27 protein-coding genes are annotated in these 23,185 nt (G+C 43.0%); 14 read left to right on the forward strand and 13 right to left on the reverse strand.

What is annotated here, in order from left to right; translation table 11 throughout:
* Positions 1-81 precede the first annotated feature (81 nt).
* From G5B30_RS03910 to G5B30_RS03930, 5 genes are all read left to right on the forward strand, one after another.
* On the forward strand, positions 82-1,095 hold the full coding sequence (locus G5B30_RS03910) for a LacI family DNA-binding transcriptional regulator (RefSeq protein WP_165318649.1): 1,014 nt from the start codon (positions 82-84) through the stop codon (positions 1,093-1,095).
* 235 nt (positions 1,096-1,330) lie between these two features.
* Positions 1,331-1,906 (forward strand): hypothetical protein, encoded by a 576-nt coding sequence (locus G5B30_RS03915; RefSeq protein ID WP_165318650.1) that lies wholly within the window; start codon positions 1,331-1,333, stop codon positions 1,904-1,906.
* A 34-nt stretch (positions 1,907-1,940) separates the two neighbouring features.
* The gene (locus tag G5B30_RS03920) at positions 1,941-2,375 is read left to right on the forward strand and encodes a lipocalin family protein (protein WP_165318651.1); all 435 of its coding nucleotides are present in this window, start codon (positions 1,941-1,943) and stop codon (positions 2,373-2,375) included.
* Between the two features lie 20 nt (positions 2,376-2,395).
* Positions 2,396-3,424, forward strand: coding sequence for a hypothetical protein (locus G5B30_RS03925; protein ID WP_165318652.1), 1,029 nt, complete (start codon positions 2,396-2,398; stop codon positions 3,422-3,424).
* A gap of 78 nt (positions 3,425-3,502) precedes the next feature.
* Positions 3,503-4,324, forward strand: a complete 822-nt coding sequence (locus tag G5B30_RS03930) for an AraC family transcriptional regulator (RefSeq protein ID WP_165318653.1) — start codon at positions 3,503-3,505, stop codon at positions 4,322-4,324.
* Between the two features lie 9 nt (positions 4,325-4,333).
* Here the strand turns inward: G5B30_RS03930 and G5B30_RS03935 are convergent, their stop codons facing one another.
* From G5B30_RS03935 to G5B30_RS03950, 4 genes are all read right to left on the reverse strand, one after another.
* The gene (locus tag G5B30_RS03935; protein WP_165318654.1) at positions 4,334-4,594 is read right to left on the reverse strand and encodes a hypothetical protein; all 261 of its coding nucleotides are present in this window, start codon (positions 4,592-4,594) and stop codon (positions 4,334-4,336) included.
* A complete protein-coding gene (gene surE / locus G5B30_RS03940) occupies positions 4,591-5,376 on the reverse strand; it encodes a 5'/3'-nucleotidase SurE (protein ID WP_165318655.1) in 786 nt (261 codons plus the stop codon). The genes G5B30_RS03935 and surE overlap by 4 nt, the downstream gene beginning before the upstream one ends.
* Before the next feature lie 247 nt (positions 5,377-5,623).
* Positions 5,624-5,962, reverse strand: coding sequence for a type II toxin-antitoxin system RelE family toxin (locus tag G5B30_RS03945; RefSeq protein ID WP_206367003.1), 339 nt, complete (start codon positions 5,960-5,962; stop codon positions 5,624-5,626).
* On the reverse strand, positions 5,937-6,164 hold the full coding sequence (locus tag G5B30_RS03950) for a hypothetical protein (protein ID WP_165318656.1): 228 nt from the start codon (positions 6,162-6,164) through the stop codon (positions 5,937-5,939). Before G5B30_RS03950 ends, G5B30_RS03945 begins: the two co-directional genes overlap by 26 nt.
* Before the next feature lie 239 nt (positions 6,165-6,403).
* Between G5B30_RS03950 and kduI the strand changes: the two genes are divergently transcribed.
* From kduI to G5B30_RS03965, 3 genes are all read left to right on the forward strand, one after another.
* Positions 6,404-7,249 (forward strand): 5-dehydro-4-deoxy-D-glucuronate isomerase, encoded by an 846-nt coding sequence (kduI, locus tag G5B30_RS03955; RefSeq protein WP_165318657.1) that lies wholly within the window; start codon positions 6,404-6,406, stop codon positions 7,247-7,249.
* An 8-nt stretch (positions 7,250-7,257) separates the two neighbouring features.
* Positions 7,258-8,385, forward strand: a complete 1,128-nt coding sequence (locus tag G5B30_RS03960) for a DUF4861 family protein (RefSeq protein ID WP_165318658.1) — start codon at positions 7,258-7,260, stop codon at positions 8,383-8,385.
* Positions 8,386-8,471: 86 nt separating this feature from the next.
* Positions 8,472-9,242, forward strand: a complete 771-nt coding sequence (locus tag G5B30_RS03965) for an SDR family NAD(P)-dependent oxidoreductase (protein ID WP_165318659.1) — start codon at positions 8,472-8,474, stop codon at positions 9,240-9,242.
* A 17-nt stretch (positions 9,243-9,259) separates the two neighbouring features.
* Here G5B30_RS03965 and nadD read toward each other — a convergent pair whose 3' ends face one another.
* From nadD to dnaN, 6 genes are all read right to left on the reverse strand, one after another.
* Positions 9,260-9,838, reverse strand: coding sequence for a nicotinate (nicotinamide) nucleotide adenylyltransferase (gene nadD / locus G5B30_RS03970; RefSeq protein WP_165318660.1), 579 nt, complete (start codon positions 9,836-9,838; stop codon positions 9,260-9,262).
* 6 nt (positions 9,839-9,844) lie between these two features.
* Positions 9,845-10,429 carry a guanylate kinase gene (gene gmk / locus G5B30_RS03975; protein WP_165318661.1) on the reverse strand — a complete coding sequence of 195 codons (585 nt, stop codon included), beginning with the start codon at positions 10,427-10,429 and terminating at the stop codon, positions 9,845-9,847.
* Between the two features lie 4 nt (positions 10,430-10,433).
* Positions 10,434-11,309, reverse strand: coding sequence for a YicC/YloC family endoribonuclease (locus G5B30_RS03980; RefSeq protein ID WP_165318662.1), 876 nt, complete (start codon positions 11,307-11,309; stop codon positions 10,434-10,436).
* 26 nt (positions 11,310-11,335) lie between these two features.
* The gene (locus G5B30_RS03985) at positions 11,336-12,061 is read right to left on the reverse strand and encodes a YoaK family protein (protein ID WP_165318663.1); all 726 of its coding nucleotides are present in this window, start codon (positions 12,059-12,061) and stop codon (positions 11,336-11,338) included.
* Between the two features lie 73 nt (positions 12,062-12,134).
* Positions 12,135-12,794, reverse strand: a complete 660-nt coding sequence (locus G5B30_RS03990; RefSeq protein WP_165318664.1) for a DedA family protein — start codon at positions 12,792-12,794, stop codon at positions 12,135-12,137.
* Positions 12,795-12,799: 5 nt separating this feature from the next.
* A complete protein-coding gene (gene dnaN, locus G5B30_RS03995) occupies positions 12,800-13,924 on the reverse strand; it encodes a DNA polymerase III subunit beta (RefSeq protein ID WP_165318665.1) in 1,125 nt (374 codons plus the stop codon).
* Positions 13,925-14,052: 128 nt separating this feature from the next.
* On the opposite strand from dnaN, the gene G5B30_RS04000 reads away from it, so the two are divergent.
* The 5 genes from G5B30_RS04000 (at position 14,053) to G5B30_RS04020 (ending at position 18,474) form a co-directional block, all read left to right on the forward strand.
* Entirely contained in the window at positions 14,053-15,198 is a 1,146-nt protein-coding gene (locus G5B30_RS04000) for an ATP-binding protein (protein WP_165318666.1), read from the forward strand.
* 7 nt (positions 15,199-15,205) lie between these two features.
* A complete protein-coding gene (locus G5B30_RS04005) occupies positions 15,206-16,483 on the forward strand; it encodes a stage 0 sporulation family protein (protein ID WP_206367004.1) in 1,278 nt (425 codons plus the stop codon).
* On the forward strand, positions 16,480-16,938 hold the full coding sequence (locus tag G5B30_RS04010) for a gliding motility lipoprotein GldH (protein WP_165318667.1): 459 nt from the start codon (positions 16,480-16,482) through the stop codon (positions 16,936-16,938). The genes G5B30_RS04005 and G5B30_RS04010 overlap by 4 nt, the downstream gene beginning before the upstream one ends.
* Positions 16,935-17,987 (forward strand): tetraacyldisaccharide 4'-kinase, encoded by a 1,053-nt coding sequence (gene lpxK / locus G5B30_RS04015; protein WP_165318668.1) that lies wholly within the window; start codon positions 16,935-16,937, stop codon positions 17,985-17,987. Before G5B30_RS04010 ends, lpxK begins: the two co-directional genes overlap by 4 nt.
* A 145-nt stretch (positions 17,988-18,132) precedes the next feature.
* Positions 18,133-18,474, forward strand: coding sequence for a hypothetical protein (locus tag G5B30_RS04020; protein ID WP_165318669.1), 342 nt, complete (start codon positions 18,133-18,135; stop codon positions 18,472-18,474).
* Positions 18,475-18,517: 43 nt separating this feature from the next.
* On the opposite strand, the gene dnaA is transcribed toward G5B30_RS04020, so the two are convergent.
* The 3 genes from dnaA to dxs form a co-directional block, all read right to left on the reverse strand.
* Complete coding sequence (gene dnaA / locus G5B30_RS04025; protein WP_165318670.1) at positions 18,518-19,945, reverse strand: chromosomal replication initiator protein DnaA; 1,428 nt, start codon at positions 19,943-19,945, stop codon at positions 18,518-18,520.
* A gap of 140 nt (positions 19,946-20,085) precedes the next feature.
* Positions 20,086-20,241, reverse strand: coding sequence for a hypothetical protein (locus G5B30_RS04030; protein ID WP_165318671.1), 156 nt, complete (start codon positions 20,239-20,241; stop codon positions 20,086-20,088).
* A 74-nt stretch (positions 20,242-20,315) separates the two neighbouring features.
* A complete protein-coding gene (dxs, locus tag G5B30_RS04035; protein WP_165318672.1) occupies positions 20,316-22,244 on the reverse strand; it encodes a 1-deoxy-D-xylulose-5-phosphate synthase in 1,929 nt (642 codons plus the stop codon).
* A 150-nt stretch (positions 22,245-22,394) separates the two neighbouring features.
* On the opposite strand from dxs, the gene G5B30_RS04040 reads away from it, so the two are divergent.
* The gene (locus G5B30_RS04040; RefSeq protein WP_165318673.1) at positions 22,395-23,153 is read left to right on the forward strand and encodes a segregation and condensation protein A; all 759 of its coding nucleotides are present in this window, start codon (positions 22,395-22,397) and stop codon (positions 23,151-23,153) included.
* The last annotated feature ends 32 nt before the right edge of the window (positions 23,154-23,185 follow it).

The following is a 23,185-nucleotide window of genomic DNA, read 5'->3' on the forward strand; positions in this document are numbered from 1 at the left end:
ATTCCCACAACCGTTCCCTAAAAACATTTTTATATTATTTTTTTTTCACACCTTTGTATCACGTATCAAAATGTCTTGTTCATGAAAAAACATCAAGTTACCATTATTGACATTGCGAAGAATCTGGGTATTTCTAAATCTACGGTTTCACGGGCACTTACTAACAACCCGAATGTCAGTGCGGAAACGAGAAAAGCCGTACTGGAAATGGCCAAATCCTTGGACTATCAACCGAATATGTTGGCTTTGAGCTTGATCAAGAATGAAACCCGCCTTTTGGGTGTAATTATTCCGGATATCCAGAAACCCTTCTTCGCAGCCATCGTGAGTGGCATACAGCATGCTGTTGGGCGCATGGGATACCGTACCATCATCGCGCAGTCGGACGAATCACCTCAGATTGAAAAAGAAAATATACAAGCGTTGATGCTTAGCCGTGTAGACGGATTTCTGATATGTCATACCCGTGACACACGCAATTTTGACCATGTCAAAACACTATATCAAAAGGGGTTTCCGCTCGTTTCCTTCGCACGGATCTGTCAGGAGCTCCCCATCCCTAAAGTCGTAGAAGACGATTTCAATGGCCTATATACGACAACACAACACTTGATCGAAACAGGGCGCCGGCGGATAGCGCTGTTAGCCGGCCCAAAGCATATGCGCGCTAGCAAACTCCGACAGCAGGGGTATATGGCGGCACTACGACAAAACGGAATAACGTATGACCAGGATCTCGTCGAACATACTCGATTTCTTCCCGAACACGTCACCTCTGCTGTCCATAAATGGTTAGCACTTCCTAAGCCTCCCGATGCCATCTGTACCATATATGACGCTGGAGGTATACAAATCATACAGCTATTAAAAAATAAGGGTATCCGTATACCGGAAGACATTGCCGTCGCTGGCTTTGGCAATGATCCCGTAGCCAGCTTGGTCGAACCTGGATTGACAACTTTCGAACAGCGGCCCTATGAAATTGGTTTGATTGCCGGCAAACAGATGTTGGATACATTGAAGAAAAAATTTACAGATATGCCTCCCGAAATCACCATATCGCAAGGAAAGTTAATTGTCCGGTCGTCCACATAGCAAATATTAAACGCGGCTGTCGCTTTAATTCGTTCCGTGTAGCTATTTTGGTTTTGAAACACGATTCGAGAATCATTCTCGCCAAATAACAACAGCTTCCCCAAAGCCGCTTTTTTCTCTGACACTTTACTCAAAAAAAGCATCCGCCAGCGAATTGATGGTTTTTTACAATGGAATCCAAAATTCCATAGTGACCTTTGAGTTATCTTCAAACATCTAACGGATCTACATGGTTATGAAACAGAAGCAACTCTTTATCCCTTTCGTCATGGCAACAGTCCTTGTCCTGCTTACTACCTTTTCGTGCAATAAAAACACTAAGTCGGAGCAAGCATCGATTTACATCACGCTACGAACTGATGAAGAGGTATTAATGGATGTAAGAGGCCGTGTGTCTGAGATGGCTGGAAAAGCACACGCCCGCATCAGTACCCAAGATATGGCCGGACCGGACGAACACACGATTAAGAAGAATACGGTGAGTGTAGTAGCATACGTTATTGCTGATCCCAAAAGTGATAAAATGCAATCGCTAGTCATCACTGTACCCAGTGTGACCGGTCCCGGAACATATGATATTGTCGCTTTAGATGGCCTTCTTGTGTATTCGGACTCCCAGGGGGAGGGTATGGTAGGATGGGAAGTATCGTCAGAGACGAGCACAAGCCACGGCACTCTTCATATAGAAAAGATAGGCAATGATGAGCTTCCGGGTTTAGGCAAAGCAGTAATGGGAACTTTCTCCGTCAACGCAAAGAGTTTGGACGGAACGACACGGGAGTTCAGCGGATCGTTTGACGGTGGTGTCTAACCGGAATAGTTAAAAATGTAAAAATCAAAAACAAATGAAAAAGATCATCCCGAACAGCTACAGCCTATTACTTTTCCTCGCGTTAATAAGCACATGGGGCGCTTCTTGCAGCAAGGATTCCCCGAAACCAGAGCCAAAACCAGAAGAGTTGATTATCGGAAAGTGGTATGTTGTAAAAATAACAAAAGCCGACGGTACTGTGCAAGAACCAGCAAACGACTGTGAGAAAGGCTCGTATTACAATTTTAACGACAAAAATGAGATCGATATGGTAAATTTTTATCTCGATGGCGGGGAATGTAAACGTTCATCCGGATGGGGAGAGTATTACGTCGTTGATGGTGGAAAGAAATTAGTCGTCACCGCATCCGATGGTATGACCAACACAGTAAATATCCTGACACTCAATGCATCTGCTTTAGAATTGAATGTCATGGGAGACACCATGCTTTTGAAAAAAGGTAGTTAGCGGAAGTAAATAATAGTATAATGAATAAAATAATGACCTTATCGGGCTTGCTGTTGGTACTCGCTTTTTCTTCTTGTAAAAAGAGTAAAAAACCGGAGCGGCAGTACGAAACAGACGTTTATGTAGCGGGATCGGTAGAAAAAGCAGGAAAGGATGTCGCCACATATTGGAAAAATGGAGCTCCGGTCTACCTAACAGACGGCACAAATGCCAGTTATGCCTTTTCCGTCTTTGTATCTGATGGGGACGTATATGTAGCCGGAAGGGAGCATAATGGGAGTAAGAATGTAGCTAAATATTGGAAGAATGGAATACCGATAGCGCTTAGCGATGGAACAAATGACGCCGAAGCGTACTGCATATATGTATCCGACGATGATGTGTATGTGGCGGGACGGGAAACCCTCGGATTCAAATCAGTCGCCAAGTATTGGAAAGACGGCGTATCGACCAACCTAACGAATGGGCTCAATCCTGCTAGTGCAGCCTCGATTGTGGTGCAAGGAGAAGATGTATATGTAGCAGGCTACGAAAGCAATGGTACATACGATGTCGCCAAGTGTTGGAAAAACAACAATCCCATCGTCCTTAGTGATGGTTCAATGCATGGCGGCGCAAACGACATTTTTATAGACGGGCGTGATATCTACATCGCCGGAAAGGGTATTTATGGTTCGCAATACTGGAAAAACGGAGAGCCTGTGCGTCTATACCAAGAAGATACAGGCGATCGGCACGCTTCGGGTATTTTTGTTTCTAACGGGGTTGTCCATGCAGTAGGCGGCGGGTATGGACGTAGCCAAGACATCGTTTACTATTGGAAAAACGGTGACCCGACCATAATCAGCAAACCGGAAGATCTCGCCACCTTTGCATCGTCCATCTTTGTGATGGATAATGATGTCTATATAGCCGGCACGGTGTATCAAAGTAGTACAAGCACATACGTTGCCCAATATTGGAAAAATGGAAAGATAACTCAATTGGCAGATGGAGCCAGCGACTCAAATGCTGAATCTATTTTTATCACAAAGACGGCGGTGGAATAGTTGGCAATTAGGAGAGATATATATTATTGCTTACATTAGTCTTGCAAATACCTGTTGTCAAATACAGACTCCTTCGCCATGAAAGTTCAGTTTTTCTCACCCCATCCGTTATTGGCTCCTTATATACAATCTTTCTGTTATGCCCAACTCGACATTCACAACTTGGGCCAACCGTTAGATATTCACCCGATCGGACATAGTGCCGTTGCATTTGTTCTGAATGAAGAGCCGATATTTGAAGGTATTGATACTAATATCGACTATAAATTTCGCTTTAGTTTTACGGGCCATGTATGCCAACACATGGCCTTTAAACCGTTAGTAAAAAGTATTGAAATGATTTTGGTATCGTTTACGTGTAATGGAGCCTTCAAGCTGTTCGGTCTACCCCAGGATGAATTGACCAACCAGTCTTTTCGAATAGACGAGGTGTTGCCGAACGCACTGACCATAAAATCTAAACTGGAAGATCATGCAAACGATGCGGTTATGGTTAAAACCATTCTTGAAGATTGGTTACTTCGCATGGTAACCCATGCTTTACCGCCCACTCCTGGCGTTGTACAGCGGGCGTGCGAGGTCATCCAACAACGATGCGGTAAAGGGCGTATAAAAGATTTGTGTAACGAATTGAATGTGACCGAAATCACGCTCCAAAGGCATTTCAAAAAGGAAATAGGTCTTTCGCCGAAGCTATTTAGTCGTATCATCCGGTTCATTGCTATTAATCGATTTATACAGGAAAACGCTCATGTCTATGATTGGCAAGAACTTGTCTATCGTTATGATTTTTTTGATCAGGCGCATTTCGTAAAAGATTTCAAAGACTTTTTTGGTTACACGCCTGCTAACGTTCATCTTAGTGTGCAGAATTTAGCCAAAGGAATGGTGTTAAAATAAGACTTATAGTCAAACCTTAATCTTCAACGCGAGCACCATCACAACCATGGCCAGAAAGGTAATCAGTATTATCCCCTTGCCCGTATTCTCCCGACCACTACGATAAATAAAACGCACAGCAACCAGATTGATCACCGCGGCTATCACATACAAAGCAATGGGTTTCTGAGCAAAAACGACCTTTTGGAGCTCAGTAAACGTCGTTAGCCCATACGCCAACAAAGGAAAAATCGCACCAATCAAAACCCCTAAAAGGAAACTATTCTTCATTTTTGTACCCCATCAAAATTCCACGAATTCAATTCCGGGATCACATGGTGCGCCGTCATATCAAACTGTGTCGGTACGATGGAAACATAACCTTGCTGCAAGGCATAAGCGTCCGTATCCTCGCCCCGATCTTGTAGGTCGAATTTACCCGTCATCCAAAAATATTCTCTATTATACGGGTCCAACCGTTGGTCAAATTCTTCAAACCACTTGGCATTGGCTTGCCGACAGACTTTAAGCCCTTTTATTTCTTCCCTTATATTAGGAAAATTGACATTCAACAAGGTATTCTTCGGTAATCCATGTTGCAATACTTGTTGTGCAATGCTTTTGACATAAGGCTTGCAATGCGAGAAATCCGCATGATAAGCAAAATCATCCAAAGAAAAGCCTATCGAAGGAATTCCTTCAATCGCCCCCTCTACCGCTGCGGACATCGTTCCGGAATAAAGCACGTTTATCGAATAATTCAAGCCATGATTAATACCCGAAACACAAAGATCTGGTTTCTTACCTTTAAAAATCTGATTCACCGCCAATTTTACACAATCCACTGGTGTACCGGAGCACTTATACATCTCCACCCCTTCATACAGGTCAATCTTATCCAAACGCAGTGGTTTCCCGATGGTGATCGCATGCCCCATACCGGATTGGGGGCTATCGGGCGCCACAACGATAATATTTCCAATCTCCTGCATCACTTCAAGCAGTACCTTAATCCCCGGTGCCGTTATCCCATCGTCATTGACGACCAATATGGTTGGTTTCTTCTTTGCCATGCGACTAAGATAATAAATCCAAGGCTGTTGATGAATTATATTTTTGTTATGAAATAGATACCGTAGGGATTACCGTCTTCTACATCAAAAGACCGCAGACTTAAGGACAGGGTAACGGTTCACATACCTCAGGGTAAACGGTATCCCTGATTAGGTTTGCTGATTCCCTGGTTAGGAAAGCATTTTTTTCAGTTCGTCCGATCGCATGCCCAGCTTGTTCCCACCTGCAGCGATCGCCACGAATGGCTTAAAGGTCTGCCAATATATTTCTAAGCTCTTTATCGGATATCGTTTCCTTTTCAGATTTGTCATAAATGGAAAGCAAATAAAGCTCTTCGTCAAGCACACAAACATAAGTGATCAACCGTGCTCCACCAGATTTCCCTTTTCCTTTGCTTTTAATGGAAATACGGATCTTATAGCAGTTATTGCCTAACGATATGCCCTGATGAGGATTATCTTGAAGAGTACGCACAAAGCTAGCAACGTCTTCCTTAGCCGATTTGTGCTTTTTGCAAAGGGCCTTAAATTCTTTGTCGAACGTAGTCGATGTCAGCAATTTATAGCTCACCCAGTAATTCGTCAAATGTTTTCAGTTTTTTCTTACCAGCACGTGCAAGTTTTACATCTGACACGGCCTGACGGAGACCGACAGCTATCGTATCAGGAGAGCCTGCCTCAGATTGACCTTCAGCGTCAACAGATGTAACTTTCACACCCTTTATCCGTTTGAGTACATCCAAAATGGAAGACGCGCTGTCGCTATTGATTTCTAACGTTACCAACATGATTATCAACAATTAACCCTACAAAGATACCCTTTTGATGCTATTTTTCCAACACCATGGCCCATATCAGTCTTCACAGACCGTAGATCACGACAAACTGAAAGCGATGTACTTAGACCTAAATTGTATCATCTCTGTTACGAAATCGGTGCAGTTCACCCGAGTCCGCTCAGAGAATATCTTTTTCACTTTTAAAGGGTTATCTTTAAAACATTTACAAATAAAATAAAAGTAAGGATATGTCTACTACATTTGAATCAAGGTATGCAATCGGCCCTAATGAAACGAAATCATTAGATACAAAAGGTTTGCGTGAGAACTTTCTAATTGAAAAGCTCTTTTTCGAGGATCAGGTCCATTTCGTCTACACACATTATGATCGCTACATGGCGGGGGGAGCATTTCCAGTCAACAAGAAAATAAAATTGGAACCTATTGAACCGCTACTAAAAGAACCTTATTTCTTATCCCGCCGCGAGCTTGGTATCATCAACGTCGGTGGAAACGGAAAAGTAGAAGTTGATGGCGAAACTTTCGACGTCAACAACAAAGAGGCATTATATATCGGTAAAGGTGCTAAAGAAGTTTATTTCAGCAGCAACGACAGCAGCAACCCGGCCAAGTTCTACCTCAACTCGACCCCCGCGCACCATACGTATCCAACGAAGCGGGTGACACGGGAAGATGCCAATAAGATTGAACTGGGCAGCATGGAAACGGCAAATCACCGGGTCATCAACCAGATGCTACTCCATACGGTTATTCAAACATGCCAACTCCAAATGGGTATGACCGAACTCAAACCGGGCTCCGTATGGAATACTATGCCGGCGCATACCCACGATCGTCGTATGGAAGTTTACTTTTATTTCGACGTACCCGAAGGACAATCTGTATCCCATTTTATGGGCCCGATAGACGAGACACGCCATATCTGGATGCAGAATGAACAGGCAGTCATTTCGCCACCCTGGTCGATACATTCCGGTGCCGGCACAAGCAATTACACCTTTATATGGGGTATGGCGGGCGAGAATATGGATTACGATGATATGGATAAAGCCGCTATTACGGACTTAAAATAAGAGAACATATGCAAAAGACAACAGGATTTATCCTCGCTTGTGCCTTATTAGGCGTAAGCTGTGCCCAACAACACCGAAACATCGTCATAAGCAATCCGACGGATATCGCACGGCAAGAGCTTGTCAGTATTCCTTATGCGGAATTTACAACACATTTCGGCGTTGACTCTGTCTTTTCGGTCAAATTATCGGATTCCGAAACGGAGCTTCCGTATCAGTTGGAAAAAAGAGGCAATACAGCTCCTGAAAACGTACTGATCTGGGTACCTGTGGACGCAAATGGCGAGGTCTCGCTATCGGTGACAAAGCAGGATGTTAAACCCTCTTTTACGACACAAACTTATGCCCGTTTTGTGCCAGAACGTTTTGATGATTTTGCATGGGAAAACAATGTACTGGCTTTCCGCATGTACGGCAAGGCACTGGAAGGCCGTCCTGATGATGCGCAGGGAACAGATGTATGGGCAAAACGCACGGAGCAGCTGATCATTGATAAGTGGTACAAAGAAGGTGATTACCATAGGGATCACGGCGAAGGGCTGGACTATTACGCTGTCGGGCAGACGCTCGGCGCGGGAGACTTCGCCCCCTATTTTGATAACAAGATACAGTTTACTAAGCATTATCGAGGATACGAGATACTGGATAACGGACCTCTTCGCACAACATTCAAGCTGAGCTTTGAACCCGAGGATATAAACGGTCAGACCCTGTCCTCAACCAAAACCATATCCTTGGATGCGGGGCAACATTTTAACAAGATCGTTGTCACTCTTAAAAATGAACAATCCAACAGCACTCCTGTGGTCATTGGTTTAGTGCGTCGGGGTGAAAGCGACCCTCAATACGATTTTAATGCGTCAAACAGTAGTTTAGCGTATTGGGAACCAGATGTACAGGGACACGGGCACATCGGAACAGCCTTAATAGTATCGGAAAATCAACCTACCTTCATTGATAGTGTCAACACACAATTTTTGCTAAGCACGGAAGTCCAGAATGATAAACCTTTGGTGTATTACAATGGAGCCGCATGGAACAAAGCCGGCCAGGTCACATCAGCAGAAGAATGGAAGATGTTTGTCGAGCAACAAGTAGAAAAAATAAATAAGCCTTTGGTAGTTAAGCTAAAATGAGCTCCCGGGCGGAGACTATACAGGAGTCTAAAATCTAATATCTAAATACCTGCCTACCGCAGGCAGGCTAATATCTAACAAAAAACATGTCTATATTAAATTCATTTGATTTATCGGGCAAAGTGGCCCTGATAACCGGTTGCAAACGTGGTATAGGTAAGGCATTGGCCGAGGCGCTGGCTGAGGCCGGGGCTGATATTATCGGTGTCTCTGCCACATTAGAGCTGCAAGGATCTGCCGTAGAAAAATCTATTCAGTCCCTTGGCCGTAAGTTCCATGCTTACCAATGTGATTTTTCAAAAAGAGAAGAACTCTATAAGTTCATTGCTCAGGTTAAAAAGGACCACCCTGTCATTGATATCCTTTTCAACAACGCCGGAAATATCCTGCGTAAGCCTGCGGCAGAGCATCCCGACGAATACTGGGATGAAATCATCGAGATCAACCAAAATGCACAATTTGTGCTGACGCGCGAAATCGGGAAAGATATGATTGCGAGAGGTTCCGGAAAAGTTGTGTTCACCGCATCGCTCCTGACTTTCCAAGGAGGTATTAACGTGCCTGGATATGCGGCCTCGAAAGGAGCTATCGGGTCATTGACGAAAGCATTTGCGAATGAATGGGCATCCAGAGGCGTGAATGTCAACGCGATTGCTCCGGGCTATATCGCGACAGATAATACGGAAGCTTTGCGTGATGATCCGGAACGTTCGGCTTCGATATTAGGACGTATACCTGCTGCACGCTGGGGCGAACCGAAAGACTTCAAAGGGCCTGCGGTATTCCTCGCTTCCAACGCTTCGGACTATGTACATGGTACGGTCCTGACTGTCGACGGTGGCTGGATGGGTAGGTAATATGGTAAAAAGAAGCATTAAGAATAAAGCCCCTTTTTGTCAATAAAATCGATAACCTTATCGGGTGTATAAAACTTAATGCTTTTTTTCTCTTGCACCGCTTTACGTAGAAAACTTGATGATAATTCCATCATCGGCGTATCGGTCATCGTCACCGACGGATGGTTTCGGAGTTCGCCTGCATCGTGACCAATCCTCGGATAAACAATGATTTTATAATCCCTCAGAATAATATCGGCATTCTTCCATTTATGCAGGCCGACAAGGTTGTCCTCCCCCATAATAAGAGCAAACTCGTGCCGGGGATATTTTTCGGCAAGGTGTGTAAGTGTATCTATGGTGTAGGAAGGCTGCGGGAGCTTAAACTCAATATCAGACGCACGCAGACGCTCCGCATCCTCCAGAGCAAGATTGACCATTTCCAATCTATCGTACATGTTGCCCAGACTCTTTTTCTCTTTAAAAGGATTATGAGGTGATACGACGAACCAAACTTCATCCAGTACGGTGTAGTTCGCCATGTAATTGGCAATAATCAGATGGCCTATATGCACAGGGTTAAATGACCCAAAAAATAAACCAATCTTCTTTTTCATCTGTACTCAAATCTCACGTCTCAAATCTCCCATAAATTCCAGAACCAACTGTTCTGCTTCCTTGCAGGCTGTATCCAAATCAAAGTTATTCAGCATCACATCAAATTTATCCGCATAGCTTAGCTCTACCTCTGCTTTTGCAAGGCGCTCTTTCAATTTTTCCGCTGAATCAGTACCTCGACCTGCAAGCCTTTCTTTCAACACCTCCAGCGATGGGGGGTTAACAAAAATAGCTAAGGCTTCCTTCGGAAATTTTGATTTCAGGCGTAGTCCACCAACCACATCGATATCAAAAATCACATGCTTGCCCTTCGCCCAGATACGCTCAATTTCGGATCGCAACGTACCATAGTAGGTTCCTGCATAAACTTCTTCAAACTCTATAAATTCATGCTTCGCTACACGATGTAAAAATTCCTCTTTGCTGATAAAATAGTAATCTTGCCCATCGACCTCGTTGCCCCGCAAATCACGTGTGGTGGCCGAAATCGAGAATTCCAGCTTATCCCCGTATTGCGCCAAGAGGTGTCTCACAATAGTTGTTTTCCCTGCTCCCGACGGGGCTGAAAATATGATTAGCTTCCCACTCATTTGCCTACAATACGTTTAGCAGTTGTTCCTTGATTTTTTCCAGTTCTTCCTTCATACGAACCACGATTTGCTGAATGCCTGCATCATTCGCCTTGGATCCCAACGTGTTGATTTCACGACCCATTTCCTGGGAAATAAATCCAAGCTTCTTTCCGTTGGAATCGACAGCGTTCAACGCCTTCAGAAAATAATCACAATGGCTTCGCAGGCGTACCTTCTCTTCGGTAATATCCAATTTATCGATATAGAAAATAAGCTCCTGCTCAAAGCGGTTTTTATCGATATTTTCTTTCCCTACCGCAACATCCATATACTGTGCGATACGCTCCCGAATTAACGGTATACGGTCGCCCTCCGTGGCTTCAACCTCGGTCAGATAGCTCAAAATCAGCTTGACCCGATTTTCCAAGTCTGCTTTTAAAACCTTTCCCTCGTCGATTCGGAAGGTATTAAATTTTTCTACCGCCTGATAAAAAGCCGCCAAAAGAACTTTCCCTTCTTCTTCATCTACTTCCTCCTCATTGTTGGCGACTACTTCGGGCATATTCAACGCCAGATCAAATAACGACGCCTGCGTATCACCGACCTGATGGGCTATTTCCTGAAGCTGTGTATAGTATTTCTTAAAAAGTTCGCCATTTATGGAAGATGCTTTTGCCGTCTGATCCATATATTCGGAAGAAATCTGGATATTCACCTTTCCCCGCTCGATGAGCTTATTGCACTCACTACGCAGGGTCAGTTCCTTATCCGAAACGGCTTTTGGAAGACGAATATTTAATTCTAAAAACTTCGAATTAAGGGATTTTATCTCGACGGTATACTTTACTTTCTCATTTTCCTGAGTGTCTACACCATAACCGGTCATTGATTTTATCATATGCAAAGGTAAAAAAAGTTGACAAATCAGCGTCTATTTCGAATGATTCGCTTGATATTATAGTAGTGATACCGAATATAATCATGAATCATAGCGATAAATATGATACCTACAGCCAAACCGAGTATATACAGCCCGACCTGTTTATACCCATAACCACCAATTATACCTCCGGCAAAAAAGCTTAATACAATAGCTACTTTTAGATGTATATTTCTATACAGCCGTTGGTGTTTTTTCGTATCTCTGTAAAAGAAAAGTTGAGATAACTCTATCCCCAAGTCCGTAAATATACCCGTAAGGTGGGTTGTACGAACCACAGATTGGGAAATCTTGGTTACCATAGCATTTTGCAAACCCATTGCAAATAACAGAATGCCTGCTACAGTCTCTACGTAATCTATGCTTTTTGTATAAAGAAGCATGACAGTGCTAATAGCCAATATTTCTATCATAAGAGGAACAGTATAAGTCAATCTGGGGTCCTTACGCGAAAAAGTCTCTGCACAAAAATTGGAGACAAAGGCCCCTCCAAGAAAACAAACACTATACATTAAAAATATGGCGGCTAACTTCAGGTTGCTATTAATTAGATGCTCCGCAAAATAGGCAAAATGCCCGGTTATATTTGTGGTCAGCACATTTAAAGCCAACACACTTGTGACATTTACAATACCAGCAACGAACGATAATATAGAAGCTAACAGAAGATTGTGGTAATACGTTCTCCTCTTCCCTTTATGTCTGAACATGTTTTTGGGATAAACATAATACTTTAAATCTGAAAAGACAATTCAGGCAAAACCGCTCGAGGTAAGCCCGGTTTTAAGCGCCGTCTCTTTTCTTCAGTTTCTCTTTCACCACTTCAAACGCAATCGGAAGTATGGAAATCAAAATAATCAGCAAGACCACTTGGGAAAAGTTGTCACGGATGATCGGAATATTTCCTAAGAAATATCCGGCCAAGGTGATACCGACGACCCATAAGAATGCCCCTATAACGTTGTAAGTCAGGAAAGTTCCATAATGCATGCGCCCTATTCCTCCCACGAAAGGCGCGAGTGTCCTTACAATAGGTACAAAACGCGCGATGACAATCGTTTTGCTGCCGTATTTTTCATAAAAAGCATGTGTTTTTTCAATCTGCTCTTCCTTGATGATCTGCTTGCCGAAAAGCTTAAACTTGGTCACCCGCATACCGAAATGCTTCCCGATGGAATAATTGAGCGAATCGCCTGTAATCGCCGCAATCAATAAAAGGATTATCATAATCCAGACGTTCAGCTCGTTGGGTTGAGCAGCCAGCATTCCTGCAGCAAAAAGCAACGAATCACCCGGCAGAAAGGGCATGACCACCACACCGGTCTCGACGAAAATAATCAAAAATAAAATCAGGTAGGTCCAGGTCTGGTAATTGTTGACAATCTCCAGAAGATGGTCGTCTATATGAAGAACAAAATCAACAAGGGAATAAATAAGATCCAAAACTTCTAACCTAAGTTGTTTAACATCACAGGCATCACCAACATTAAGATGTCTTCATTGTCTTCCTTTATCGCGGGCAACAGTAATCCGGCTCTATTGGGCGAGCTCATTTCTATCACAACCTCTTCGCAGGAAAGGTTGTTCAACATCTCGACGAGAAATTTAGCGTTGAAGCCTATCTCCATATCTTCGCCCTCAAACTGACAGCTGAGCCTTTCATACGCCTCATTGGAGAAATCCAGATCTTCCGCAGAAATGTTCAGTTCCGATCCGTTGATTTTTAACCGCACCTGATGCGTTGTCTTATTCGCAAAAATCACCACACGACGCAGTGTATTCAAAAACTGCGCCCGATCAACGGTAAGCTTGTTCGGATTATGCTGCGGGATAACCGCCTCGTAGTCCGGATAACGTTCATCCACCAACCGACAGATCAAGTGGATACTACCAAACTGGAAGAAAGCATTGGTATTATTATATTCTACCGAAACTTCTGTATCGTCCATCGGAAGGGAAGACTTCAATAAATGTAGCGCCTTTTTCGGTAATATGATAGACGTCGCTTTCTCCGCACCTACATCTGTACGGCGATACCGTACCAAACGGTGGGCATCTGTTGCCACAAATGTAATATTCTGCTCGTTCAGCTGTACGAAAACCCCTGCCATTGCCGGCCGAAGTTCGTCGTTACTTACTGCAAAAATGGTTTTATTGATGGCTTCCGCCAAAGTCGAGCTGGCTATTTTTACCGTAGACACATTGTCCACCTCCGGGATTTTAGGAAAATCATCGGCATTTTCTCCGCTCAGTTTATATTTTCCATCACCTGCGCTGATCTCGATTGCTAACGTGGCTGTATCCACCGAGAAAGCAACAGGCTGGTCAGGTAATGTCTTCAATGTATCAATCAAAATCTTAGACGGCATCGCGACCCGACCTTCCTCTTTAGCTTCTATTGGCAAAGAAGTGACCATACTGGTTTGCAAATCCGTCGCCGAAATAGTAAGCGTGTTATCTTTAATTTCAAATAAAAAGTTTTCCAGAATAGGAAGTACAGTACTACTGCTGGACGCTCCACTGATGGCTTGCAATTGCTTTAGTAATACGGAAGTAGATACAATAAATCTCATCTCTTGATTGGTATTTTAGTAGATGCAATAATACATAAAAAGTATTATATTTTCTCAAAGAATAGCAGAATAACCTTGTTTATCAGACGAAGTCACTTAATATTTATTAAATTTGCTGTACATAGAACATGCGCTTTCAGGATATTATAGGACATCAGGGCATTAAAGAACATCTCGTTGGCACGGTAAGGCACAACCGGGTAAGCCACGCGCAGCTTTTTCTCGGCCCTGAAGGCTCGGGTAGTCTGGCACTTGCCGTGGCCTATGCGCAATTTATCAACTGCGAAAATAAGCTGGAGAATGACAGCTGCGGACAATGTGCCTCTTGCCGTAAGTATGAGAAGCTTATACACCCCGACCTGCATTTTTCCTATCCTTTTTATCCGACAAAGGACGCTCCCGTCGCGACGGATTTTATAGAAGAATGGCGAAAAGCTCTATTAGCCAATCCCTATTTAAACTTCACGTACTGGCGGGATCAGCTGGAGGCAGGTAATAAGCAAGCAAATATCCCGATAAAAGAGGCGCACGACATTATCAAAAAACTCAGCCTCAAAGCTTTTGAAGCGGAATATAAAGTATTGATCATGTGGCTGCCGGACTATTTAGACAAAGAGGGTAATGCGCTGCTGAAGCTGATCGAAGAACCTCCGGCAAAAACTTTATTTCTCCTTGTCGCCGAAAATCAGGACAAAATCATCAATACGATCATTTCGAGAACGCAACTTGTCAAAGTCAACAAATTGAGTCACACGGAAATGAAGAACTATCTGATCGAAGAGAAAAAGATTGACACTACCCGGGCAAATGAGATTGCGTTCATTGCCGACGGGAATATGCAGGAAGCTTTTCAGCTTCTTCATCAAAACGAAGAAAATAAAACATTTGACCTGCTGATACGCTGGTTCCGTTGCGTCGTCACCGACAGTGGAGGGCAGCTGATTACCCTGTGTGAGGAAGAACTTTCAAAATTAGGCCGCGAAAACCAAAAAAGTTTCTTACTTTATGCCATTAATATAATGCGACAAATTATTTTAATGCAGCAAGGTCTCAAAGATTTGGTATTTTTGCAGCAGGAAGAGTTGGCATTTGTAGAAAAATTTAGTGGACTTTTTCAATTTGAACAATTTCAAGAAGCCATTGACATGCTGGAGAAAGCACATTATGGCATCGAGCGAAATGGTAATCCTAAAATATTATTTTTAGATTTATCTTTGCAATTGATTTTATTGTTCAAATATCAAACGTTCCCGAAAGGGGCTCAATATATATAAAGAAAATATGGGATGTGGCAGTTGCTCATCCGGAGGTTGTGGGACCGGTGGTAAATTAGGCACGGTACCCGCAGGATGCAATAACAACGGTTCTTGCATGACCAGCGGATGTAATAAATTAGATGTATATGACTGGCTTTCCGACATGGATTTGCCATCAAATTATAAACCGTTCAACATTGTAGAGGTGCGCTTTAAAGGCTCCCGAAAGGATTTTTATGTCAACGCTGACAATATTTATCTGGAAATGGGAGAGATGATCGCTGTAGAACCCGCTACAGGAGGTTTCGATATCGGACATGTGTCTTTGACCGGTGAGCTCGTGCGCTTACAGTTGAAGAAGAATAAGGTTGATCCGGAATCTGTTGTTAAGAAGGTATACCGCAAAGCGAGTGAATCCGATATCGCCAAGTATAATGCAGCCAAAGATCTCGAATGGGAGACCATGCACCGTGCGCGTAAGCTCGCTTTAGACCTGGGACTCTCTATGAAAATATCAGACGTCGACTACCAAGGGGATAAGAGCAAAGCAACTTTCTATTATACCGCAGATGGACGTGTAGATTTTCGGGAGCTTATCAAAAGAATGGCGGAGGCTTTCCGCATCCGTATTGAAATGCGACAGATCGGAATGCGGCAAGAGGCCAGCCGATTAGGTGGTATAGGCTCCTGTGGGCGGGAGCTCTGTTGCTCGACCTGGCTGACCGACTTCAAAACCGTATCGACGTCGGCAGCACGGTATCAAAACCTTTCGCTGAACACACTTAAACTTGCCGGCCAATGTGGTAAGCTGAAATGCTGTCTGAACTACGAACTGGATAGCTATATGGATGCCTTGAAAGATATTCCTAACGATGTTGACCGCATCGAAACGTTAAGTGGTGTGGCCTATCTGCAAAAGACGGATATCTTTAAAAAGACGATGTGGTTTTCATACCCCGGTGCGGAAAACTGGATTCCTCTGACAATCGATAAAGTCAGAGAGTTAGCCCAGCTGAACAAGGGGGGAGTCAAACCCGAAGCGCTGGAATATGTGCCGCCGACTCCGGAAACCAAAAAAGTCTCCGTCCTGGATTACGAAAATGTCGTGGGGCAGGATAGTCTGACCCGTCTGGACGAGCGGAATAAAAAGCGGAAGAAGAAAAAAAGTCGGAACGGGAAACCCGCTGCTGAACAACCAGAGAAAGCAGTAAGCAATGCACCACGCAACGAACAAAAAAAGAAGCGGCGGTTTAATAAAAATAAAGGGCGCGGGAACAACGATAATAAGACAGATAAGGAATGAAACGATTGATCTGTATCTGGGGAATATTGTTTTTTGTGCTCGCTTGTGGGGACAATGCATTCTACGAGCAGAATCAAATGATAAAAAACCGAGCGTGGACCTATACGGATAAGATAGATTTTCCGGTCCATATCACAGATAACCGTTCGCCCTATGCTGTTTTTATCAACCTCCGACATGGATCTGATTACGATTTTTCCAACATCTATGTTTTACTCCACCAAAAAGGGCCACAGCTAACGGACACAGCATACCGAAAGGAGATTATGCTTGCTCAACTGGACGGACGGTGGCTCGGCAAGTCGGCAGGGTCGTTGTATGAAATACAGCATTTGGCTCATCCAAATTTTCTCTTTCCGGACACCGGAATATATACCTTTAGCTTGGAACAAAACATGCGGCAAAATCCGCTTATCGATATTTCTGACGTCGGTATCAAATTGGTAAAAAAATGATACGCATCATCCGGTGGATCGTATTGCCGCTGAGTTTCATCTATTTATTTGTCGTATGGTTCCGCAATTTACTCTACGATTGGGGCATACTTAAAAGCCGGTCTTTCGACATTCCGACTATTGTGGTCGGCAATCTCGCCGTAGGCGGTACAGGGAAAAGCCCGATGACCGAATACCTTATCCAGCTCTTATCTAAAGATTATAAAGTCGCCACACTAAGCAGAGGCTATGGACGTAAGACGAAAGGATTCCGCGAAGTCTCGATGGATTCCACCGCGATGGAAGTGGGGGACGAGCCCTTACAGTTTAAGAGAAAATTTCCACATGTCACCGTGGCTGTATCGGAAGACCGCTGTGCGGGCGTTGAAAAGCTAAAGGAGCAACATGACATCGTTATTCTGGACGATGCTTATCAGCACCGCAGATTGAAGCCGGGGTTTTCCATCTTATTATTGGATTACGCTTCATTTCATAAGCCAATACTCCCTCTACCTACGGGAGACTTTCGGGACAATTTCTCCGCTGTAAAACGAGCAGATGTGGTTGTGGTGACGAAATGCCCTTCAAACTTGACCGCAAAAGAGAAACAGACTATAACACATAAAATCAGAAGATATACCGCCGCACCGTTATTATACACACAGATCGGCTACAGCACCCCTTTAAACGTACAACAACAGCCTTTGGCAGCAGATTTAAATAATTTGGACATTGTCTTATTCTGCGGTATTGCAAAACCGCAACCGTTGATCAGCTATTTGGAGCAAAAAAACAACCGGATACATCCGCTTATTTTTCCCGACCATCATCCTTTCTCAAAACAAGATTATAAGCGCATTAGACTGACATATGAAGAACTGTCCTGCGAAAATAAAATCATTCTTACCACAGAAAAGGATATTCAACGGATACAATTGGAATCTTTTAAAGACCTTCCTCTTTTCTATATTCCTATTCATCTCCTTGTAATGGACTTTTCACAAAAGACATTGGATACGCTAATACGGGATTGTGTTTCGCGTCCACACAATCGCCCGTCTTCTTTTTAACTCCTTCGATTTATTGTTAACGGATGTTAATCAATGTTAAATTGTAACGAATCAGATACAATATACACAATAATTGACCCATTTGCACTGTTTAATAATCAGTAACTATTAATAACAGAAGGTTTTACATTTTAAATCACACACAATGAAAAGATTAATTTTAACAGGTTTGGGATTCGTATTCGCTATTACGCTGACGTTTGCCCAAGACGGAAATGCGGAGCAGAAAGCAAAAGAAACCTTGGCGACGCTAACGGAAAAACTGACGTTAACCGAAGCGCAGCAAACCGCTATCTATCCTATTCTGCTTGAAGCGAAGCAAAACAAATTCGCATTAAAAGCAGATACCGCCTTATCGGCAGAAGACATGCGGCAACGAAGCGATGCCCTGAAAGCAGACACCCATCGTAAAGTTTCGGCACAGCTCACTGACGAACAGAAAGAGGCCTTTTCAAAACATATGGAGAAAAAGAAAACAATGAAATAGAAAAAAAGAAAGGGCCGGAAAAATTTTCCGGCCCTTTCTTTTTTTATGAGTTCTTGAGTTTCTTCTGTATATCCTGAACGTAGGTTTTAAACCGTTTATCGGTTTCTATTAAATCCTCCACCGTCTGACAAGCGTAGATAACTGTAGAATGGTCTCTCCCTCCAAAAAAGCTACCTATCGACTTCAAGGAAGCTTTCGTATGGTTTTTTGCCAGATACATCGATATCTGACGTGCCTGCACAATTTCACGCTTACGGACTTTAGATTTTACCATTTCCACCGGTACCTCAAAATACTCACACACTAGCTTTTGAATAAACTCCATAGAAATCTCCTTGTGGGTATTCTTCACAAAGTTTTTCAACATAGACTTCGCAAGGTTCAGATCAATCTCCTTCTTGTTCAGTGTAGACTGTGCTAAAAGGGAAACCATAGCACCCTCCAATTCGCGCACGCTATTATCTATCTGGGTAGCCACATACTCCACCACGTTATTGGGAAGTTCTATCCCGTCGGAGTACATTTTCTTTTTCAGGATTGCCATTCTCGTTTCCAGATCAGGTGCCTGAATATCCGCCGAAAGACCCCATTTAAAGCGACTCAACAAACGTTCTTCTAAACCGGACAAATCCTTTGGTGCCCGATCCGATGTCAGAATAATCTGTTTCCCAGATTGGTGCAATTGATTAAAAATATGAAAGAAGATATCTTGCGTCTTTTCCTTACCTGCAAAATTATGCACGTCATCCATAATGATGACATCCATCGCCTGATAAAAGTTGACGAAATCATTGATCGTATTATTCTTCAGGGAGTCAACAAACTGTTGGCAGAATTTCTCACACGACACGTAGATAACCATTTTATCCGGAAGATTTTTCTTCACCTCATTCCCTATTGCCTGTACCAGATGCGTCTTTCCCAGCCCGACTCCCCCATAAATCATCAAAGGGTTGAAGGATGTACCTCCGGGCTTATTTGCTACGGCATAACCTGCAGATCGTGCCAATCGGTTACATTCACCTTCAATAAAATTATCAAAGGAATAATTCTGATTCAACTGCGGGTCTACATCAAGCTTTTTCAGTCCCGGAATCACAAATGGATTTTTGATGTTTTTATTCAAAGCTACCGGGACAGGTATAGATTGCTTCTTGGCTTCTGCACCATTTCCCGTAGACGGGAGGTTGGTCGTATAAGGTACATTGGTCGACGACTTTTCAACGACAATATTATATTCCAATCGCCCTTGCTCGCCCAAGAACTTTTTAACCGTCTTGCGAAGTATACCCACATAATGCTCTTCCAACCATTCGTAAAAAAACAAACTCGGCACTTGGATAGTCAATACATTTCCCTCTAAGCGGAGCGCCTTTACCGGCTCGAACCATGTCTTAAAACTTTGGGGTGGTATATTGTCTTTAATGACCTGGAGGCAACTATTCCAAACGCTTGAAGATGTTTTTTCCATTCTAAAAATGTTAATAACTTGATAACCAATTAATGACCAAAAAAATGTGTATAACTTTCGCTCTCAACGAATATGACAAATTTTTCTGACCTAAAAAAATGAAAATCTAAAAAAACTACAACTCATTATAAGACAATATTTTAAATAAAAAACACCTCCGTTTTTTCCAAACGGAACCTTCTAAAAAATCTTTTTCCACAAGCTTCACTTGCAGCTACCACCAATCCTAAAAAATCTTTTTCCGCCATTAGGTTTATTAAAAATGTGGAAAACTCTACACGAGTAAATCTACTCATTATTAAGTTGATTTTCAAGAAAAAAGCCACAAAAATTTGTGGCTTTATCTTTTTTAAGTGTCAAGCTGACTTTACTACCCCACTAACGACTTTGTGGGGGCCGCTTTTATGAGTTTCCGGCACTCTTCGACGATGGCTTTTTCATCATACCGATAAATATTTCGTAAATCTGCCTGCTCACCATGCTCCACTATGGTATCCGGTATTCCCAAACGGATAATATGATTCTTATATTGATGATCGGTCATAAATTCGACAATGGCAGCGCCCACACCTCCCGGCAAACAACCATCTTCGATCGTGATGACTTTTTGAAATTTCTTAAATACCTCATGTAACATGTTTTCGTCCAGAGGCTTTGCGAAACGTAAATCATAATGTGCGGGGTAAATACCTTCCGCATTCAATGTTACAATGGCTTTAGAGACTTCATTACCGATAGGTCCGAAGCTCAATATCGCGACCTCTTCACCGTCAACTATCTTCCGGCCTTTTCCCACTTCCAATCTCTTGAATGGTCTTTTCCAATCCACCGTTACGCCATTGCCCCTTGGATAACGAATAACAAACGGCCCCATATCGTCATGTTGTGCCGTATACATCAAATTCCGCAACTCTTCTTCATTCATCGGCGATGCCACCGTCATGTTGGGAATGCAGCGCATATACGCAATGTCATAAGCCCCATGGTGTGTAGGCCCATCTGCCCCGACCAACCCAGCTCGGTCTAAACAAAAGACAACATTCAAGTTTTGTAATGCGACATCATGGATCACCTGATCGTATGCCCGTTGCATAAAAGAAGAATAAATATTACAGAAAGGGATCAAACCCTGAGCAGCAAGGCCTGCACTGAACGTAACAGCATGTTGTTCCGCAATACCGACGTCAAATGCACGATCCGGCAGCGCCTTCATCATAATGTTCATCGACGAACCACTCGGCATAGCCGGCGTTATCCCCATTATTTTTGGGTTGCCCTCTGCAAGCTCTACCAAAGTATGACCAAAGACGTCCTGATATTTCGGCGGCTGCGGCTTTTCGGAAGGCGACTTTTTAATTTCACCGGTAATTTTGTCAAACAACCCCGGAGCATGCCATGTGGTCTGATCTTTTTCAGCCAATGTATACCCTTTTCCCTTAACCGTGACGACGTGCAATAACTTTGGCCCATTGATATGCTTGAGATCTTCAAGTGTCTTGACCAACTTATTTACATCATGCCCGTCTACAGGGCCAAAGTAGCGAAAATTAAGCGACTCAAATAAGTTTGCACTCTTCAATAGTGTACCTTTTACGCTTTGCTCCAGTTTCTTTGCCCAACCGTATGCATCAGGTCCATTTTTTGATATCTTCGCCAAGAGTGCGACTAATTCGTCACGAAAACGATTGTAGCTTTTTGATGTAGTAATACTAGTCAGGTATTCTTTCAATGCGCCCACATTGGGATCGATCGACATACAGTTGTCGTTGAGGATAACCAGTAGGTTCGACTTTTCGATACCGGCATGATTAAGGGCTTCAAATGCCATACCTCCCGTTAAAGCACCGTCACCGATTACAGCAACATGTTGCTTATCATGTTCTCCTTTATAGGCTGAAGCTACAGCCATACCCAATGCGGCGGAAATTGAAGTCGAGGAATGTCCTACACCAAAAGCATCATACACACTCTCCTCCCGCTTAGGGAACCCAGAGATGCCTCCCAGTATCCGATTGGTATGAAAAACATCTCTTCTTCCTGTTAATATTTTGTGCCCGTATGCTTGATGACCCACGTCGAATATCAACTGGTCGTAGGGTGTATTCAATACATAGTGTAAAGCGACAGTCAGTTCCACGACGCCCAAACTCGCCGCAAAATGTCCTCCGTGAACCGAGACTGTGTCAATGATAAACTGCCTGAGCTCCTTACACACCTGCTCCAATTCCGACTCTTTTAACTTACGAAGGTCTTCCGGATACTGAATATTTTTCAAAAGTTCTCCCGCGTCTATTTGCATGCCTCTTAAAAATTATCAAATAAGTTACAAAGTAACAACTAATTTCCATAAACCGTGGAATATATATACAAATTAACAGCGGACTTGTTTAAACTTTGTCCCCGTAAAAACGAATATTGTGTTTACGATTCCGTAATTTTGAGTTAACATATGGAACCGGCACATTACGAGATTAAGCTTGAGCAGTTTGAAGGCCCCTTTGATCTGTTGTTATTTTTCATCGAACGCGATGAATTGAATATACATGATATTCCTATTTCAAAGATTACGGATGATTTTCTGGATTACATCCAACAGATGCAATCACTTAATATTGAGTTGGCGTCCGAATTCATCTTTGTGGCATCAACACTGATGCGAATCAAAGCCAAGATGTTGTTGCCACGGCCTGAATTGGATGAAAATGAAAACGAGGTCGACCTTAAACAGCAACTTGTCCAAAAACTAATTCTCTACAAACAGTTTAAAGATGTCTGCGAACAACTGAAAGTATTCGAAGCCGGCCGAGAAAAGCTACATGTCCGGGGAAATATCATACAAGATATAAAGTGCACAAAGCGACAAATCACAGAAGAGGAGCTGGCTTCTTTCGATCTGTATAAACTCATGATGGTGTATGAAAAGATGATGTATAATTTTACACATCGTGCACAACCGATCACACACACGGTCGTAAAATATCCCTATACCATCGAGCAGCAAAAGAAAGCGATTACACAACTGATTGAACTGAACAAGAAGTTGGATTTTCAGCATATTCTTAAAAATTCAGAAAACAAAGTACAGCTTGTTTACAACTTCCTGGCCATTCTCGAAATGCTACAACAAAAGCTACTAGAAATAGAAATAGGAGTGGGGTTTAACAATTTTTCGATCGAAAAACGTGAGCAAGCAACTTCTGTCCACTAAAAAACAGGTTCTGGAAGTATTTCGCCCGTTAT

This window comes from Sphingobacterium sp. SGG-5 (genome assembly GCF_011043525.1).
Taxonomy (GTDB): Bacteria; Bacteroidota; Bacteroidia; order Sphingobacteriales; family Sphingobacteriaceae; genus Sphingobacterium.